The following is a 17,248-nucleotide window of genomic DNA, read 5'->3' on the forward strand; positions in this document are numbered from 1 at the left end:
TACCTATTTTTACAAATAATAGGCAGCACATAAACAATAATTTAAGGTAGTTTCCAAAAAGTAACTTCTGAGAACGACATTGATACTTTAGAATACCTCGGATCTGAGTTCCAATTTTCTATACATTTGACCCGATAATAACGAGCCGAAGGAACCGCAGCGGGATCCGTATAAATATTATCCCCATTCGGATATTCTCTTACCATATCTGCCTCCGTTTTAAGGAATGAAGAATTATCTACTTCCCCTATTTTCACCCAATTATTCCAACCATCTTTCGCTTGTGGAGCCTCTTTACCTGTATATGCCCAAAGCTCTGTTTTCATGGGACAGTAATCATAATAAGGCCAATATAGACCTGTACGATACCTTCCTACACGGACTGAGCTCCCCAGATCTAACGTTAACCAAGTTGCATCTCCGGTTCCATCGGAAGTAGGGTCCCATACCGTCACCGAACCCCATCCAGCTTCACTAGCCCAAGATGTTTCTGTTTGACTAAATGTTTTACCCCAGCGCCCATCCCATAAGACAGAAAAACCTCCACTATTAGGGGGATCAAATCCATCTACAAAAAAGGCGGCATAAGGTTTCGGGAGTTCCATAACCAATTTTAATGGGTCTAAAGCAAAATCAACAATAGACTGAAAGGTATCCAATGCTGCAGATTCGGGTAAAAATTGAGTTATCAGCTTCAAATTACGTTCTGTATTAACTGCTTCCAATAGAACTGTATTCTCTTTATTGCCTACTATTACTGTTTTTTCTTGCCCCATATTGTTTTCATAGACAACCTTAGTCTGGAACGAAGACAAGACGGAATCTGCCCACAAGATCTTAATATCTCCTCGCTCGTCCACAACTTCGTAATCCGCAATCTTACGATTATTCAATATAGTAGCATACCGAGAACCAAATGTTCTTCCCGTAAGATAAACAGGAACGGATCGATTACCGTATTTATCATACGTATATATCTCAAAATTATATACATTCTCAGGAAGATTATCAATTATAGTACTGACACGATTGTTTTGCAAATTTTCTCTTTCAATCTCAATCAACACAGAGTCTTTACGCAGATTCCAAAAAACAATTGCTTTACTGATATTAGGATCGGGACCTAATAGGAACTCAATTTTCAGTCTATTTTCCCCGCCAGCATAAGACGCTTCTTTAGCCTTGCCTGCGTATCTTACCTCGCCAGAATTACCAAATTGTAAAGGATCTATAGCATCTGTACAAGCTCCTAAGCAAGATAACATAACCATAATACAATATAGCCTGATTATATTTTTCATAATATTTTTCTATTAAAATAGCTAACAATTATTCTATCGGCTGACCAAAAACACTAACTTCTGCAAGCGATATATTTTCTCGCCCATCCCATGATTCTTTCACTTTGAAACGAATATATCGAATAGCCTGTGAAGGGGGATTAAGTGTTATTATGTCGCCTGCCTCCCAGCTTGTTTTGTCGTCCCCTGCATCTCCTCCTCTATCGCTTGGCTTGACATTCTCGACTTCACTAAGTAATGTCCAATTATGCCAAGCGCCCATACCAATAGGAAGTGTACTCTCCGTATAATCAACCAACCCATACACTTCATATTTTTTTGGTGCATATTGCGAAAATGGATAGTAATGATTCATTCTGATCCGACTGATATTAGCAACCTGACCTAAATCTATGGTAAATGTACCGGGCTCATCAAGAGTACCATACACACTTAAGTGTCTCCAATCATTTCCATTTCCACTATAAGGACTTTCAAAAGCACCAGACCAAATACCATCCCACAGATTGCCAGCATTATTATAATAATCATTTGACTGCTCTGTATCATTGATGAGCATTACACCTTTGAATTTCTTTTTATCCAACATAACCTCTAGTACCGGTTTAATATCGGCATAACTCGTATCGGAATAATGATTCCATCGATCACGAATATAGACACCAAATCTTTTTTCTTCAGGCGGATACCCCCAAAAAAGAATACGACCATCAATATCTTTCGTGTAATGGGAATCTAGCTCTTCAAATTCACCTTGATCATTAATAGTTCCCAGAAAAAATGCTAAATCAGAACCTGATTGATTTTCGAAACGCACATCGACTCCCCCCAATCCGCTAGATAATGTCATCGTCTCAAACACACGTAGGTAAGGTGGTGTTAAGGGTTCAATATGTACAATAACGGGATCGGATCTTACCCCTGATTTACTTACGCTATACAATTTCACTTCTTGCAAAGCGGTACTCGCTAATCCTGTGATATTAATAGTATCTCGGTAGGAAGAGGATTTGAAATTCAATTTTTCATGATCCGAAATCTCTACAAGAGCTTCTACATAGGAAAGATGACTATCTGAAGGCAAATCGTACACTAAATCCGCACCGCCAGGCGTAGGGATTACGTGAACATTTTGTACCATACCCGGGACTTCTTGTCCAGCCTCTATCGGTTTATTAAACTCTTCTTTGCAACCGAAAATAAAAAACAATAAAACAAAGCAGAGCAAAAATTTCGAAGCCTGTATTGCACATAAGGCCTGCTTATTATTGATATAATAATTTAATCTATACATGATTTCTCTTTTGTTTGGACAAATTTGGACGATTCATTACCAACCCGGATTCTGAACAAGCTTCGGGTTTCGTAGCAAAGCACTTAATGATATAGGCCACAGATAGTCTCGTGGAGCTACAAACTTTTGTTCAAAAACTTTCCCTACCTGATAATATTCTTCAGCATTCTTACCAATAAAATTCCAGCCTCTTACATCTTTATTTAAAAAGTCTGCTGCTTTCTTCCAGCGCTTCAAATCCCATAAACGATGTCCTTCAAACGCAAGTTCAATCTCCCGTTCTTGATGAATAATTTCCCTTAACCCGTCCTTGGTATTGGGCTTTCCTGAATTCGATGAAAACTGTGCCCAAGACGCAACAACCCCCTGTAATCCGGAACGTTTTCGTATTTCATCCAATTGATTGATAGCCTCAGCTGGTCGTCCCATTTCATTCAATGATTCTGCATAAAGCAATTTTAAATCAGCTAATCTCATTTCAGGCCAAGAATATGTACGTGTATTTGCACCGCTTTGATTATGTGTATATTCCCAGTTAATTAATTTACGAATCCAATAGCCTGTGACTGTACTCCAGCCCTGCTGCCCGGTTGTACCATTTTCATCGTAAAACAACGCTCTAATCTTATGAGGAGCCTCATCACTCAGTGTGTTTTTCATGAAGACAACCGCACCGTCAAACATCAGACTGGCGTAAAACCTATTCTCACGATGTTGATTGATTAAAGCTGTACTATACCCTTCAATAAGGTTATACCGCTGATCGCTACCTGTTGACGATGTATTATAACGCCTTTCATAACGATTGGTATTCCTCCAGGTTATATCTTCATCAATAGGCACTCCATTTTCAGTATAGAAACGTTCAACCATATTCATTGAAACAGAAAAAACAGAATGTTGAAATGGATTACGTCCGCCAGAAATCATGCGAGGTACAGATGTTTCTGCCTGCAAAACAATATTTTGATAACTATCCATATATCTGCCCCATATTATCTCCGTATTGAAACGATCCGTGAGCGCACCACGAAAATTCATCTGATAGCGAGTGGGATCATGGATATCGACAGCCTCTGTAAAATAATACAATTTTGCGCCCGAAATATTTTCTAAGGCTTGTTCACAGGCATTAACTGCTTCCTGCCATTGATTTGCCTCATACTGCTGGGAAAATAGCAACTGACCACTATGATCTGCATATCCCTGATAATCGGGATTGCCATTAAAAAGAGGGCTTGCCGCTGTCACCCATAACCTTGCTTTAAGCATATATGCAGCAGCTTTTGTAACACGACCAGCTTCTTCTGCAGTATTCTGAATAACTACAGGCAGATCTGCTGCTGATTCATCCAATAAACCTGAAATATATTTTACAACTTCATCTACGGGAGCACGCGAAACCAACACTTCATTTACGTCAGAACTAATATCAAGATTAACATCAATGATGGGAATCGGGCCATACATCCTGAACAAAATAAAATGGTAATAAGCCTTCAAAAATTTCGCTTCTGCCAACCAGCGTTTTCTAAGCGACATCTCTAATTCCGGAACCCGCGACGTTTTACTCATTTCCTCAATAAACACGTTGCAATCTCTAATAGCTTTAAACATATCGCCATCCCAAAAATTCTCGTATGGCGAATTTATATTTTGTTCGCCCCTAGCAATTCGAATACCAGGACTGCGGTCGTAATTATTGCCAATATCGTAAGTCCACACATCATCACCTCCTAAGAAGGTTAATGTCCTCCTACTATCATGATGAACAGCAGGCGCATAGGAATATAATGTCGCGACATAACGTTCAGCTTCCTTCCTGTTAGCAAAGATGTGGTCGATATTGGCAATGTTGTCAGGCAAGATATCTAAATAACTATTACAACCGCTTACAGTAATCATGAAGAACAGAGCGACAGCACATTTCTTTATGGATTCCATATATTTCTTTAATGGTTTATATTTATTGATTATACTCATTGCATTTTTTTTAGGTTAAAAACTAACTTGAACACCAAGATTCACAACACGCTGTAAAGGATATCCCATTCCATTACCCTTCATTTCAGCGTCCCATAATTTAAATTTACTTAACTTGAATAAGTTAGACCCGCTTGCATATACCCTAAACCCATCAAACTTTAATCGTTCTTTCACCCACTTACCTTTGGGTTGATACCCCAATTCTACAGATGCAAGTTTAAAGAATGAACCATCCCGTAGCCACCAACTAGAATTACGATTATTATTGGTGATTAATTCAGTTGATAGCCTTGGAAAGAAAGCATAAGGATCACGATTGGTTTCCGACCAGTGATTTGCTGATACTACGTCCAGCAATCCGTTCACATACCCTCCTTCTCTGACAAAAGGCGTAATACTTGCTGCATCAACCATGAATGATACGCGCGCAATTCCTGAAAAAAAGGCACTCAGATCAAAATCTTTATATCCTAACGAAAAACCAAACCCGTAGTTGATCTCAGGCTGTGTTGGATAGCCCATGGGCACCATATCATTATCGTTGATGACACCATCGCCATTAACATCCCGATACTTAATATCTCCCGCCATATAATCCCCAAATTGTTCAGGCGAGTTAGCTACATCTTCTTCATCGATAAATAAACGTTCAGCAACATATCCCCACATTGTATTCCAAGGGTAACCTATTTTAGATCGATGTGCAATATTTTCAGGATAATTAGGTTCTTCATATATAACTGTTTTGTTTCTAGAATAGGTAAATGTTCCGCGTACTGTTGCCCATAAATCAGGACCAAAACTCTTGTTGTAATCGATTGCTGTTTCAAAACCACGGGACTCTAGCCCTCCAACATTAGCCCGCACAACAGAACGAAGCCCCATTGTAGTGGGAATATCGTTTCTAATCATTAGGATACTGTTACGCCTGTCTTTAAAAAAGTCGACTTCTACATTCAACCCGTTTAATACACCTATCTCGAAAGCTAGGTTTGTTTTGTTTGCACGCTCCCAGGTAACTCCTGGATTACCATATCGAGATATAGCTACCGTTGTAAACTTCTTACCATAATCTGTCCCAAAGGCAATAGATCCCGCATCCATATTCATCATATTCAGGTAGAAAAACCGTTCCTCTCCATAATCAAACCAGTTTGTAAGTTCATCATTACCAACGAGACCATGAGACAAACGAACCTTAAGTTTATTCAAGAAGTCTACATTTTTCATAAAAGGTTCATTGGCAACATTCCATGCCACACCAACAGATGGGAAAAAACCCCATCTATTATGTTTATCAAAACGTTCGGAAGCATTATAGCCAAAATTGAATTCGCCCATATAACGGTTGTCGTACCCATATGTCAAACGACCCGATAAACTAACATTACGTTGAGGCAAGGAACGCTCAAGATTACCCGCATTAGATAGCTTTTTCTCCCGAATAAAGCCTAATACTGTACCACCAACATTGTGAACGTTGTTATATGTTTTCTCGTATGCCAGTGAACCCTGAATCCAGTTTTCATTCCAAACGGATTTGCCTCCTTCAGAGTATCCTAAATACTCACGCCCAGAATTTTCATTAAGCGCAACAATATCTTTTACGTGTCCACGATTTAACTCATCTTCTACAGCAGTGTAATAAAAAGGAACAACAGACCTACTGAGCGAACTTCTAGTACTTCGTTTAGTATAAACCATAAATTGACCTTTTAAACCGTCAGTGAGGAAAGCAAAATCCTGACTAAGGTCAAACTGTGCTACAAAATTTGACGTATTTTCTTCACTATATCCCGATAAAGCATTAGCATAAGGGTTGTAGAACAAATCTGTCTCAGACTCTGAGTTTGCTGACATTCGAGCATTTCCGAACAATGGGTGGCGCACCCAAGAGCGATACCCTTGATCGTAAACCGCAGGAAACATAACAGGATTGGCTTTCAACATACTTTTAAACACATCAGATCCTGTCCCTACAGCCGGACCATTTAACCCATCAAAAAGACCATTAATACGGACAGTAGCATTTGTGGAGCTGGTAAGCTTGATATCAATGTTAGAACGTATTTCCAAACTCTGACTCTGCACATTCGTTTCAAAATCATTAATCTTATGGGTCTTTAACATACCATCATCAAAGCGATAGGAAGACGATAAATAGTATTTTGCGATATCACTCCCACCTGAAACATTCAGATTAACACGATGATTCTGTGTAAAATCACGAATCATGATATCACGCCAGTTATTAGTTGGATATAATAGGCTATTAGCTCCTGCCTTCGTTTTATCAATTTTATCGAAACTATATAATCGCTGCTTTCCCCTAGTTAACGAAGCTTCGTTAGCAAGCTCCATATAAGAGATATTATCAGCCAGATTATACTCTTGCGCATTTGTAGATAAAGAAGATTCATAACGAATATTAAATTTTGTTTTACCAACTAACCCACTTTTAGTGGATATCAAAATTACGCCATTAGCACCTCTACTACCGTACATTGAGGTGGCTGTTGCATCTTTAAGGATCGAAAAACCTTCAATATCATCTGGCTGTATGCGTGCTAACTCTGTAGTTGTTGACTCTATACCATTTATCAATATTAGGGGATTGACTTTGCCTGTCCCAAATGAACCTACACCACGGATAAAGAATTCAGCATTATCTCTCCCAGGCTCGCCCGAAGTCTGATAACTGATAAGCCCTGCAACTCGCCCTTGAAGCATGGAAGTCAGATTACTGGTCGGTCCTCTCAATTCCTTTGGGCTCACTGTTGACACAGAACCTACAACAGTATTTTTTCGTTCTCGACCCCATGCCGTCACAACCACTTCATCGAGGTTGTCGTTTCTTGTTTGAAGCACTACGAACAGATCAATACCTTTATCATCTTTAACGATAATATTTTCCTCTCTATGGGTTATATATGATATATGTCCTATTTCTAACGTATATGTGCCTGGAGATATATTGATTGTAAAACTCCCATCGGTTTCCGACTTACCTACATAATCTGTCTGGAGAATCTTAAGAGCTGCATCAGCTATTGGCTTACCATTATTATCTTCTATCTTTCCAGTAATTTTACCCTTTGTTTGTGATGTATTTACAAGTGTTTTCGTTGATTTAACGGCCTTCTCCTCAATAAGAAAATGAGAGTTTTGACGTGTGTATTTCAAATTCGTTTTTTTGAGGATAGCATCTAGCGCCTCTTCCACCGAAATTTCCTTCGCTGACAGAGAAACTTTTACAGTATTATATTTTTGAATATCCTCTCCGTAAGAAAAAATAAAACCTGTCTTTTTATGCAGTGTAACAAATGCTTCTTTAATTGAAGTATCAATAAGTTCAACTGCTATTTTCTGCTTGAGATCCTGAGCGAAAATTTTGCTACATAACACAAATAGCACAAAAGCTAACATCAGGAAAAGTCGTGAAAAGCGAAGTAGGTATACTACTTTTTGCATATGTTTGTGATTAATATGGTTTGATTCAATGTATTTGTTTTAATTCCATATCTTTTAGATCATAATCTGATTTTGGTCTAAAAATCTATGTAAAGCCAAGCTAAGTATCAATTATATGGCTTTTTTCAACGTCCCCATGCTATTGGGGGCGTATTTTTATGTATGGTTTTTTATAGTAGTTTATTTCATCAGCCTCCTATTTTATAAATATGATAATTGACACCATCTGATGTAGTATAAGTGAACTTTCCGATTTTACTGATTATACCGAAAACCTGATCAAGTGTCTCATTATCACCAAACATTGTACTTATCTTCTTTTTCTTTAAATTGTCATCCGTAACAATAATCTTTACTCCAAATCGTCTTTCTAAAATGTTAAACACTTCATATAATTCATGATCATCAAATACTAAACTGCCTCCCTGCCATTGTTCGAGCATATACACATCTATTTTGTTCAAAACAGATCGTTCATTCACGCCATCCCATATCAATTCTTCTCCTGGTGCCAGGGTTGAGATAGATACTTCTCTCCCCTTAAGTCGTCGCTCTATTCCAACTTTGCCGGTGGCTACAGAAATTTTAACATTATTTTTATCGAAAGCTTCTACTTTAAATGATGTTCCAAGAACCTTCGTGAGTATACCTTGTGATGACACAATGAATTCCTTCTCAACATTTCGTTTAACTTTAAAGAAAGCTTCACCGATTAAATCAACGGAACGTACTTTTCTATCAAACGTTACAGGATAGCGAACACTACCAGCTGCACCCAAATAAACCTCTGAGCTATCAGGCAAAATAAAACACAATGGCTTGCCACTTTCATTAGTTTTTGTCACATAAATTAGATCTTCATTATTCTGGGAAGTATTTATTAAAAACAATACTAAACATATCATGACGAATGCAATAAATATAGCCGCATACGGTAGCAGATTTTTTCTCAAAATTCTATACCATGGTTGCTCTATGCTAAACTGTCTATTGAAAATTTTATTTACCTCAATATCCAGCTTCTTAAGTGCACGTTTATCTAACTTATCAAGTTCAATGGGCTCTTGTTCGTGATGCTTAAACCAAGCTTCAATCAATCTTTTTTCCGACTCCGAAGCTTCACCCATTTCATAGCGTCTAAAAAGTTCTTTTATCTTGTTGTTCATTTTGCTCTTTACCTATAACTCGCAGCAGGGAACAGAATGTCCTTTAAATAAATGTTAAACTTTTGTTAAATAATTGCTTTTTTATCTAAAATACCTTAATGACATGTTAGAATAAGAAGATTGAAAGAAATGATCAGAAAGTTTTAAAAGATATAGTCTAATGGAAAAAAGGGAAACTATTGGGCAATACGTAGCCAAAAATTGTGATAAACTAAATTATTAATATCAACAAGATATTTCCCTTAGAGCTTCTCAATATATGCATCAGTATTTTACTGATAAGAAATCACAATAAGATCATCTCTGTTATTAATAGGCTTCAGAATAGCGTTTTTTAGCAAAAAAACTTACACACGTTCTATCAACTATAGATTCATTCATATAAGCTTACGAAAAATAAAAACCTAACTATTTACTGCCTTAGTTCACCATCCCATACTTAGAGATATATCACGTATAAGACATACAAATATATTACGTATAACACTAAACCCATTCTCAAAAAAAGAATAATTATTTCTCTTTAAAAAAAGCAATCGGTTGCCTGTTAACAAGTCATTAACAATCTATTAACTACTTATTAACAAAGTGTTATCATTTCATTAACAACTCTTACACACAAGATCTTATAAGTTTGAAAATAATTACGACCTCTTATTAAAAGACTGGGAATAGTATTCTACTATCAAATTCAAAATAATTCAATAAGAAAAGAGGGTAAGAAAATATTTGAACGGACCAAGTTTCACTAACCGTAAACAATTATTTATGAACATTTTAAAACCACCTAAATGAAGAAAAGAAAAAACAATCTAACTAAACTGAATTTAAAAAAAATGTAAAATCACTAATTATGAAAAGAAATTTATTCTTATTAATCGTTTGTATACTTCCGACGCTTTCTTTTGCAGGTAGTACAAATAAGAAAGATCTATATGCTTCTGTTGTAGATAGTGAAAAACAACAACCTATCTTTATTAAGGGACAAGTCATTAATAGCAGCACAAACACTCCGATGGAAGGAGTAAGCATCGTAGTAAAAGGAGCTAATAAGTCAGCACGCACCGACGAAAACGGACAATATACAATAGAAGTTCCCTATGCAACGGCAACATTAACATTCTCGTATGTTGGCTTCCAGCCACAACAACATGACCTTACTGGAGAGCATGAAGTAAATATTCAACTCGTCGAGGATATTCAAGCATTGAATGATATCGTTGTTGTTGGTTATACAATGCAAAAGAAACAAAATGTGGTGGGTTCGGTATCCACCATCACAACAAAAGACTTAGTACAAAGCCCTTCTGCAAACATTAACAATATGCTAGCGGGACGTTTACCAGGCTTAGTTGCCAATCAATATGCAGGAGGCGAACCCGGTGTCGATAGATCAGAGTTATTTATCAGAGGAAAATCAACGTACGGAGATCAATCGCCTATTGTTATTGTGGACGGTATAGAACGCGATATGTCATACTTAGCGCCTGATGAAATCGAAACAATATCCATTCTAAAAGACGCTTCCTCTACAGCACCTTATGGTATAAGAGGAGCTAACGGTGTAATCGTAGTAACAACAAAAAGAGGTCAGGCAGCAGACAAAGCAACAGTAGATTTTAAAACAAATTTTGGTTTTAATAGCCCAACAGAACTTCCTAAACTATTAGGGTCAGCGGACTACGCAATGTTATATAATGAAGCTCTCATCAACGATGCCAGAAGAGATGGTGGAGATATCGCTAACCTAAAATTATTCTCTGAAGAATCAATTAGTAATTTTCGTAAAGCCAAGGGAGATAATTCTGATGGCTTGGGTTATGACTGGGATTATTTCGATTATATCTTCCGTACTGCTCCACAGCAAGAATATAATTTATCCGTAAGAGGAGGTAATGAGATCGCTAAATATTTTGTGATGGGTGGCTATCTAGGTCAAGCCAATAACTATGATCATGTTGATTTAGACAGATATGGTGTAGCAGCTAAATTCAAACGATATAACTTCAGGTCTAACATTGATGTTAATATTACAAAAAACTTATGGATAAAACTCAACTTAGGAGCCAGGATCACAGATAGAACATCTCCGGGAACAAGCGCAAATAGATTAATGACCCTGGGCATGACACAACCTCCCTATTTGCCAATCATTGTGTCCCCAAACGACAATCCCAGCACATTAGCACACATGGAGAACAACCCACAAGGTATGCTTTTTGGAAATCAGATTTACCGTTTTAATGTTCTAGGAGAACTTTCAAGATCGGGTTACCACACAGAGAAAAAAACATATTTAGAAGGTAGTTTTGCGGCAGGTTGGGATTTAGACTTCATTACCAAAGGTCTATCAGTAGATGCTGTTTTCTCGTATGATGCCAATGAACAGCAATTTTTAAGGCGTGAAGTGGATACATATAGCGAAGGCTACCGTACATATCCAGGTTATGCAACTTTTGTCCCTTCAGAAGGTATCGATATATACATGAATCCACGTACGTATGAAGGTACATATAACACAGGAAACAAATATGATATGGATAAAACTTTAGGCAATGGCTTTTCGCAAGGTAACCCTTTTAATAGAACATTCTTACAAGCCAAAATCAATTATCAGCGTTCCTTCTTAGAGCAACACAATGTGGCAGGTATGCTTCTTTTTAACAGGTCGAACCAATCTGTTTACGATGGTGGGAAAGCGCAAGTTGATATACGTTACCAAGGTATGACAGGGCAGTTTACCTATAACTATAATGAAAAATACCTCACAGAATTTAATTTTGGATATAACGGTTCGGAAAATTTTAAACGTGGAAAACGCTATGGTTTCTTTCCTGCAGGAGCATTAGGCTGGGTGGTAAGTAAAGAAAGTTTCATGGACAATACCAAAGAATGGCTAAGCTTCTTAAAAGTGCGTGCTTCGATGGGGTTGGTCGGGAATGATAAAACATCCAACGAGCGCTTCTTGTACCTCGCTTATTATGGAGACGGTAGTGGTTATGATTTTGGAGAGCAAAATTTCAATAATAATCGTGGTGGCTTAAGAGAGGGTAGACTAAGTAATGAAGATATTCGTTGGGAAACTTCTAGAAAAACAAATATAGGCCTCGACATGGGCTTTATGAAAAATAAATTAAACCTCTCTGTCGATTTATTCGAAGATTACAGATACGATATCATTACGGTACTTGATGCTAATAAAGATATCAGTTTCCCATGGATTGTAGGTAAGAACTCCCCTCCTATCAACATTGGTAAAGTCAGAAACAGAGGGATTGATGTCGAAGTAAGTTATTCCGATATGATTGGAGAAAATGTTCGTTTCTTTGTCAAACCAAATATAGCTTTTGCAAGAAACAAGCTGGTTTACAGACAAGAAATACCCAAAGAACATGAGTTCAGGCAAGAAACAGGAAAAAGACTTTATGAACATTTTCTTTACCAATTTGATCATTTTGTAAAAGATCAGGCGGAAGCAGACCATCTTAATGAAATACAATATCAACCTTGGGGGAAATTAATGCCTGGAGATGCTGTATATAAAGATTTAGATGGAGATGGCAAAATTACGGACCTAGGGGATCGTAAAGCAACAGGAAATCCGAGAAGCCCAGAAATTCAATTTGGATTACCTGTGACTTTCCAGTACAAAAACTTTGATTTTAGCGTATTATTCCAAGGCGCATTAAAAACTTCAATGAAGTTAACAGATGGTGCTGTATGGGACTTTCCTACTTTCGACCAAGATAAACTCGGGGCTGTACGACCTGTACACCTAAATCGTTGGACGCCAGAAACCGCTGAAACTGCTACATATCCTGCTTTACATATCGGCAACCATGAAAACAACAAAAACTCTAATAGCAGTTTATTCCTCTATGACGCTAAATATTTAAGACTAAAAAATATTGAGATAGGTTACAGCTTACCAAAAAACCTAATCAGAAAGATTGGCTTAAACCAAGTCCGCGCATACGCACAGGGAATGAATTTATTTACATGGTCAGGTTTAAAAGACATGAGTATAGATCCGGAAACAGGAAGCTCAAGTGGATATTGGTATCCAATACTAAAGACTGTAAACTTTGGAGTAAATGTTAATTTTTAGGGACTATTAAGTACAAAAATCATGAGAAAATTATTATTCATAATACAATTTATATTTCTCGGCTTGACCTTAGGTTCTTGTGAGAAATTTTTAGACAAATTACCAGACGATCAGCTTCGGGAAGATGAAGTTTTTACACGCTTCAACAAAGTAAATGAGTTGGTGACGGACGTGTATAGTAGAGCAAAAAACTCCAATCAACCAATATCATGGTTTTATCATTTCTCTAGCGCAGCCATTACAGATGAAGCTGAAGGATCAACAGTAGAAGGAAATATTACAAACCGATACAATACTGGCGACTGGAATATAAATTCTTTACCGGGTGATAACGGTCAATTCTGGAATACCCTTTACGACGGAATAAGACGGACAAATATTATCTTAGAAGGTATCCAAAACTACAACACACCAGATGATATTTTAGAACCTGGATCCTTGAATTATCGAATAGGTGAAATACAATTTATGCGTGCTTATTTTCATTACCTGTTGATTCGTATTTATGGAGAAGTACCTTACATTGATCGGGTAATTAAGGCAACAGATAATATGGATTTCGAAAAAGAATCATTCCATGCTGTGGTAGAAAAAATAGTTAAAGATGCGGAGGAAGCCTATCAGAAATTACCGGATCGCTGGCAAGGGCAAAACTTTGCACGTGTTGACAAAGGATCCGCTTTGGGGTTAATTGCTACAGTAAGATGGATGGCTGCAACCCCATTATGGAATGGAGCCGCCGCAAAAAACTACGATGGAAACCGCCAATTCGAATCTGAATATAGTGCAGCAAAACCAGAAAGATGGGAAAAAGCTAGAGATGCAGCGAAAGCAGTCTTAGATATGAAATTGACTACTGGTGCCAAACGTTACAACTTGTATCAAAAATATAGTAATTCGGACTATAATGATAGTGGTGGCCAAAACACCAGTAATTCTACTGTAAACACCCGCTTATGGCAAATGTACTATGAAATGGAGGCCTTTAAAGAGGAATACGTTCTATTCTTTACTAAATACAAATGGGATGGTTGGTTTGGCGATGTTTATCCTCCCAGCCGGGGAGGTGGAGCGCGTCAACAGCCTGTTCAAGAACAAGTAGACGAGTACGAATATATTGGTCCGGATGGTTTTGGATATCCTATTTATGATAAACGCGCAGCAAAAGATGGTTATGATGACGGGAACCCATATTTATCAGTGAAAAGAGATCCGCGTTTTTATAGAGATATTATATTTCATGGGGCAGCATTCAGGGATGGTAGTAACAAACCTTCTACGTTGAACATTGCATCAGGAAGTGATGCAATAGGTGCATCAAATGCTACAAGAACTGGCTACTATCTCCGTAAATTTCTACATGAAGATTGGAATAGAAACTCGAGTGTAACAATTAATGCTCCACCTGTGTGGCGATTACCAGACTTTATTTATATATACGCTGAAGCAGTCAATGAATTGGCTGGTCCCAATAAGGAAATATACGACTTAGTGAACCAGGTGAGAAGTCGTTCGTTTATGGCACCAATGCCACCCGAAACAATGGGAAATCAAAAGCTTATGCGAGATTATATTTATCGCGAACGCCGAGTAGAGTTTTTCTATGAAAATAGAAGAGCATTTGACTTCCGTTTATATTTAGAACCTACTTCCAACGAAGAGTCTGCCAAAGAAAAACTCTTTAATACAGCAGGAGCTAATGGAAATGAACGCTCTATTAATTATTGGAAAGCAGGACATGGCCCATACCCAAAAAATCAGCGTATGATTAACGGCATGAGACCAATTGAAGACCCAAATGGAAAGATTTTGATTGGTGATAAAAAATATAGAATGGAAAGATTTCTAGTTGAAACACGTGTATTTAACACTCCACAACATTATTTATTTCCCATAATGGATGCCGAAATAAAGAAAACACCGTCATTAACACAGAACCCAGGCTGGTAAAAGTATTATAAAGAATTTCCCAGTAATTAGTTAAGTTAGATAGCCGTCTCACAATTTTTGTGAAGACGGCTATTCTTCTTTAAGAATGGCATTTATTTTTGTTACATCAAGTCTTCCTCCAGTTTTATAGTAAAGAATTTTTCCGTTACGATCTAACAGAACTACTCTTGGTATACTGGTAATGCCTAATCTTTCACTTAACACCCCTCCTCTATCAAAACTATGATCCCAATGCATATTGTGTTCTTTCACACCCTGGATAAAACTTGTTGAGTCACGGTCAATAGAAATACCGACTATTTTAAGTTTATCAGTGGAGATCATATCCCTTAATCTTTTGATATCGGGAATCTGCTGGATGCATGGAGCGCACCAAGTCGCCCAAAAATCCAATAATACAAAATCTTCTTTTTGATCTTTATGAAAAATTGGAGTTCCATAAATATCCAAAAAATCTAAATTTGGAATCACTTCATTCTCCTTCAGCACCACAGGGGAAATTTTTTGTTTAAAAAAAGCAACTATCTTACGTCCTTCTTCTGTAGACCTAAACTGTTCGGGAAAAGTATTATTGTAATATCTTAATAACGCTATATAATGCTCAGTGTCAACTTCTATAAAATCTGATAATCCGAGAATTTGATCTTTAAAATAATAAAATGAGAAAAAATCTTCCGCATATGGAACAAGAAAATCCATTGACTTGGTATTCATAATTTTAACCAAATCATTAAGCACATATTTAATAGAGTCATTAGTTCTAAACTCATGACCATGTTTTATCATAATAGCATTCAAACTTGCACGTTCCGAAGCGTGATTTTCGAGCAATTGTCCATATATAGTATTTAGAGTAGTATCGTAGACATCGATAAGATCTTGATCGTTATCCACATATAAAGCATTATCGGTTTCACCTTGGTTCAGAAAAAAATCAAATACTATTTTATCACTATCCATTAAAAATCGTTTATGATTTTTCCCCTCATAAGAGACCGATAACGCAGGATGAGTGGTATAAATAGGTTTACAAAAGGTAAGGGACAAATCCACTTGTTTTAAATCTATGTGCTCTAGCACGATACCGTCATCGAAGTGGATAACCAATTTATCTTTGTCGATATCATGAAAATTCATTTGAACTTTAACTGAGTCTTGCCCATATAGAAAATTATTAACCAAAAGAAAGATGATTAAGAAAGCTGTATACTGTGGTCGTGCAAAAAGCATAAGTTATTTTATATAAATGAGATCAATCTATTAACGTCTTAATAAAACTAGGTTAAATCTTTATTATATTATTTTCAATAACATATTTTAACACCCCATATCAGCTTTAACAAGCTCCATTCTTTACAGTTTTTAATAGCAAGAGGACCACAATAAATACCGAATCGACAATTTTAACAAACAACTAATTCAACTTCAAAATCAATTTGCACTGATCACAGGATACTGGACCATTATGCTTGGTATAAACATCAAAATGAACGGTATTTAGCATTTTATCTAAGATTTCGTCGCCCGTACTTTCTATTTCCGTCTGCACAGCTTGCATCCGAAACGACCCATTATTAATCATTTGCAATACATAGTAACCAAAATATTCTCCGCTACTTAAAACAAGAGTATCCTCTAGGATATGCCATTTATAGCTTTCCGTTTTTCCTATGTAACATGTATCTAAATCTCCTTCGTAATAGGTGTGATCGACAGTACCATCTGATTTAAAAACAAAATTTTGAGACAGCCTACAATCATTAAATTGCTTGATAACAACTTCCGCATTATCTATAAAGCCTGATTTTTCCAGTTTCCAAACACCTAATAATTTTTCGGGATCAACACTTTGAGCTATCGCTTTATTGAAAGAAACCAAACAGCAGAGTATTGGTATTATTATAAAAATTGAATGTTTCATATCGTACACAAAAGTAATATTTAGCTTTGATGAGAAATATCCCGATTATCA

The 17,248-nt window shown here is 36.9% G+C and carries 9 protein-coding genes; 2 read left to right on the plus strand and 7 right to left on the minus strand.

Translation table 11 applies throughout. From position 1 onward, the window contains the following. Nucleotides 1-41: 41 nt before the first annotated feature. The 5 genes from ORI89_RS05760 to ORI89_RS05780 all read right to left on the minus strand — a co-directional run bounded on the left by ORI89_RS05760 (nucleotide 42) and on the right by ORI89_RS05780 (nucleotide 9,218). Nucleotides 42-1,301, minus strand: a complete 1,260-nt coding sequence (locus ORI89_RS05760; protein ID WP_268229488.1) for a DUF4998 domain-containing protein — start codon at nucleotides 1,299-1,301, stop codon at nucleotides 42-44. Between the two features lie 28 nt (nucleotides 1,302-1,329). After that, complete coding sequence (locus tag ORI89_RS05765; protein WP_268229489.1) at nucleotides 1,330-2,595, minus strand: DUF4959 domain-containing protein; 1,266 nt, start codon at nucleotides 2,593-2,595, stop codon at nucleotides 1,330-1,332. 36 nt (nucleotides 2,596-2,631) lie between these two features. Then, on the minus strand, nucleotides 2,632-4,578 hold the full coding sequence (locus tag ORI89_RS05770) for a RagB/SusD family nutrient uptake outer membrane protein (RefSeq protein WP_268229490.1): 1,947 nt from the start codon (nucleotides 4,576-4,578) through the stop codon (nucleotides 2,632-2,634). A gap of 15 nt (nucleotides 4,579-4,593) precedes the next feature. Further along, nucleotides 4,594-8,052 carry a TonB-dependent receptor gene (locus tag ORI89_RS05775; RefSeq protein WP_268229491.1) on the minus strand — a complete coding sequence of 1,153 codons (3,459 nt, stop codon included), beginning with the start codon at nucleotides 8,050-8,052 and terminating at the stop codon, nucleotides 4,594-4,596. A gap of 188 nt (nucleotides 8,053-8,240) precedes the next feature. Further along, nucleotides 8,241-9,218, minus strand: a complete 978-nt coding sequence (locus ORI89_RS05780) for a FecR family protein (protein ID WP_268229492.1) — start codon at nucleotides 9,216-9,218, stop codon at nucleotides 8,241-8,243. Between the two features lie 853 nt (nucleotides 9,219-10,071). On the opposite strand from ORI89_RS05780, the gene ORI89_RS05785 reads away from it, so the two are divergent. Together ORI89_RS05785 and ORI89_RS05790 are read left to right on the plus strand one after the other, a co-directional pair. Next, entirely contained in the window at nucleotides 10,072-13,326 is a 3,255-nt protein-coding gene (locus ORI89_RS05785) for a SusC/RagA family TonB-linked outer membrane protein (RefSeq protein ID WP_268229493.1), read from the plus strand. A 21-nt stretch (nucleotides 13,327-13,347) separates the two neighbouring features. Beyond that, nucleotides 13,348-15,276 carry a RagB/SusD family nutrient uptake outer membrane protein gene (locus ORI89_RS05790; protein ID WP_268229494.1) on the plus strand — a complete coding sequence of 643 codons (1,929 nt, stop codon included), beginning with the start codon at nucleotides 13,348-13,350 and terminating at the stop codon, nucleotides 15,274-15,276. Between the two features lie 69 nt (nucleotides 15,277-15,345). Here ORI89_RS05790 and ORI89_RS05795 read toward each other — a convergent pair whose 3' ends face one another. Then, on the minus strand, nucleotides 15,346-16,506 hold the full coding sequence (locus tag ORI89_RS05795; RefSeq protein WP_268229495.1) for a TlpA family protein disulfide reductase: 1,161 nt from the start codon (nucleotides 16,504-16,506) through the stop codon (nucleotides 15,346-15,348). A gap of 184 nt (nucleotides 16,507-16,690) precedes the next feature. Further along, complete coding sequence (locus ORI89_RS05800) at nucleotides 16,691-17,197, minus strand: lipocalin family protein (protein ID WP_268229496.1); 507 nt, start codon at nucleotides 17,195-17,197, stop codon at nucleotides 16,691-16,693. Between the last annotated feature and the right edge of the window lie 51 nt (nucleotides 17,198-17,248).

Origin of the sequence: Sphingobacterium sp. UT-1RO-CII-1 (assembly GCF_026711005.1) — a bacterium.
Taxonomy (GTDB): Bacteria; Bacteroidota; Bacteroidia; order Sphingobacteriales; family Sphingobacteriaceae; genus Sphingobacterium.

What these genes read in the sequence shown, in the direction of transcription:
- ORI89_RS05770 (WP_268229490.1), bottom strand. Translation starts at nt 4,578, where the DNA reads ATGAGTATAATCAATAAATATAAACCATTAAAGAAATATATGGAATCC.
- ORI89_RS05780 (WP_268229492.1), bottom strand. Translation starts at nt 9,218, where the DNA reads ATGAACAACAAGATAAAAGAACTTTTTAGACGCTATGAAATGGGTGAA.
- ORI89_RS05765 (WP_268229489.1), bottom strand. Translation starts at nt 2,595, where the DNA reads ATGTATAGATTAAATTATTATATCAATAATAAGCAGGCCTTATGTGCA.
- ORI89_RS05760 (WP_268229488.1), bottom strand. Translation starts at nt 1,301, where the DNA reads ATGAAAAATATAATCAGGCTATATTGTATTATGGTTATGTTATCTTGC.
- ORI89_RS05795 (WP_268229495.1), bottom strand. Translation starts at nt 16,506, where the DNA reads ATGCTTTTTGCACGACCACAGTATACAGCTTTCTTAATCATCTTTCTT.
- ORI89_RS05785 (WP_268229493.1), top strand. Translation starts at nt 10,072, where the DNA reads ATGAAAAGAAATTTATTCTTATTAATCGTTTGTATACTTCCGACGCTT.
- ORI89_RS05790 (WP_268229494.1), top strand. Translation starts at nt 13,348, where the DNA reads ATGAGAAAATTATTATTCATAATACAATTTATATTTCTCGGCTTGACC.
- ORI89_RS05800 (WP_268229496.1), bottom strand. Translation starts at nt 17,197, where the DNA reads ATGAAACATTCAATTTTTATAATAATACCAATACTCTGCTGTTTGGTT.
- ORI89_RS05775 (WP_268229491.1), bottom strand. Translation starts at nt 8,052, where the DNA reads ATGCAAAAAGTAGTATACCTACTTCGCTTTTCACGACTTTTCCTGATG.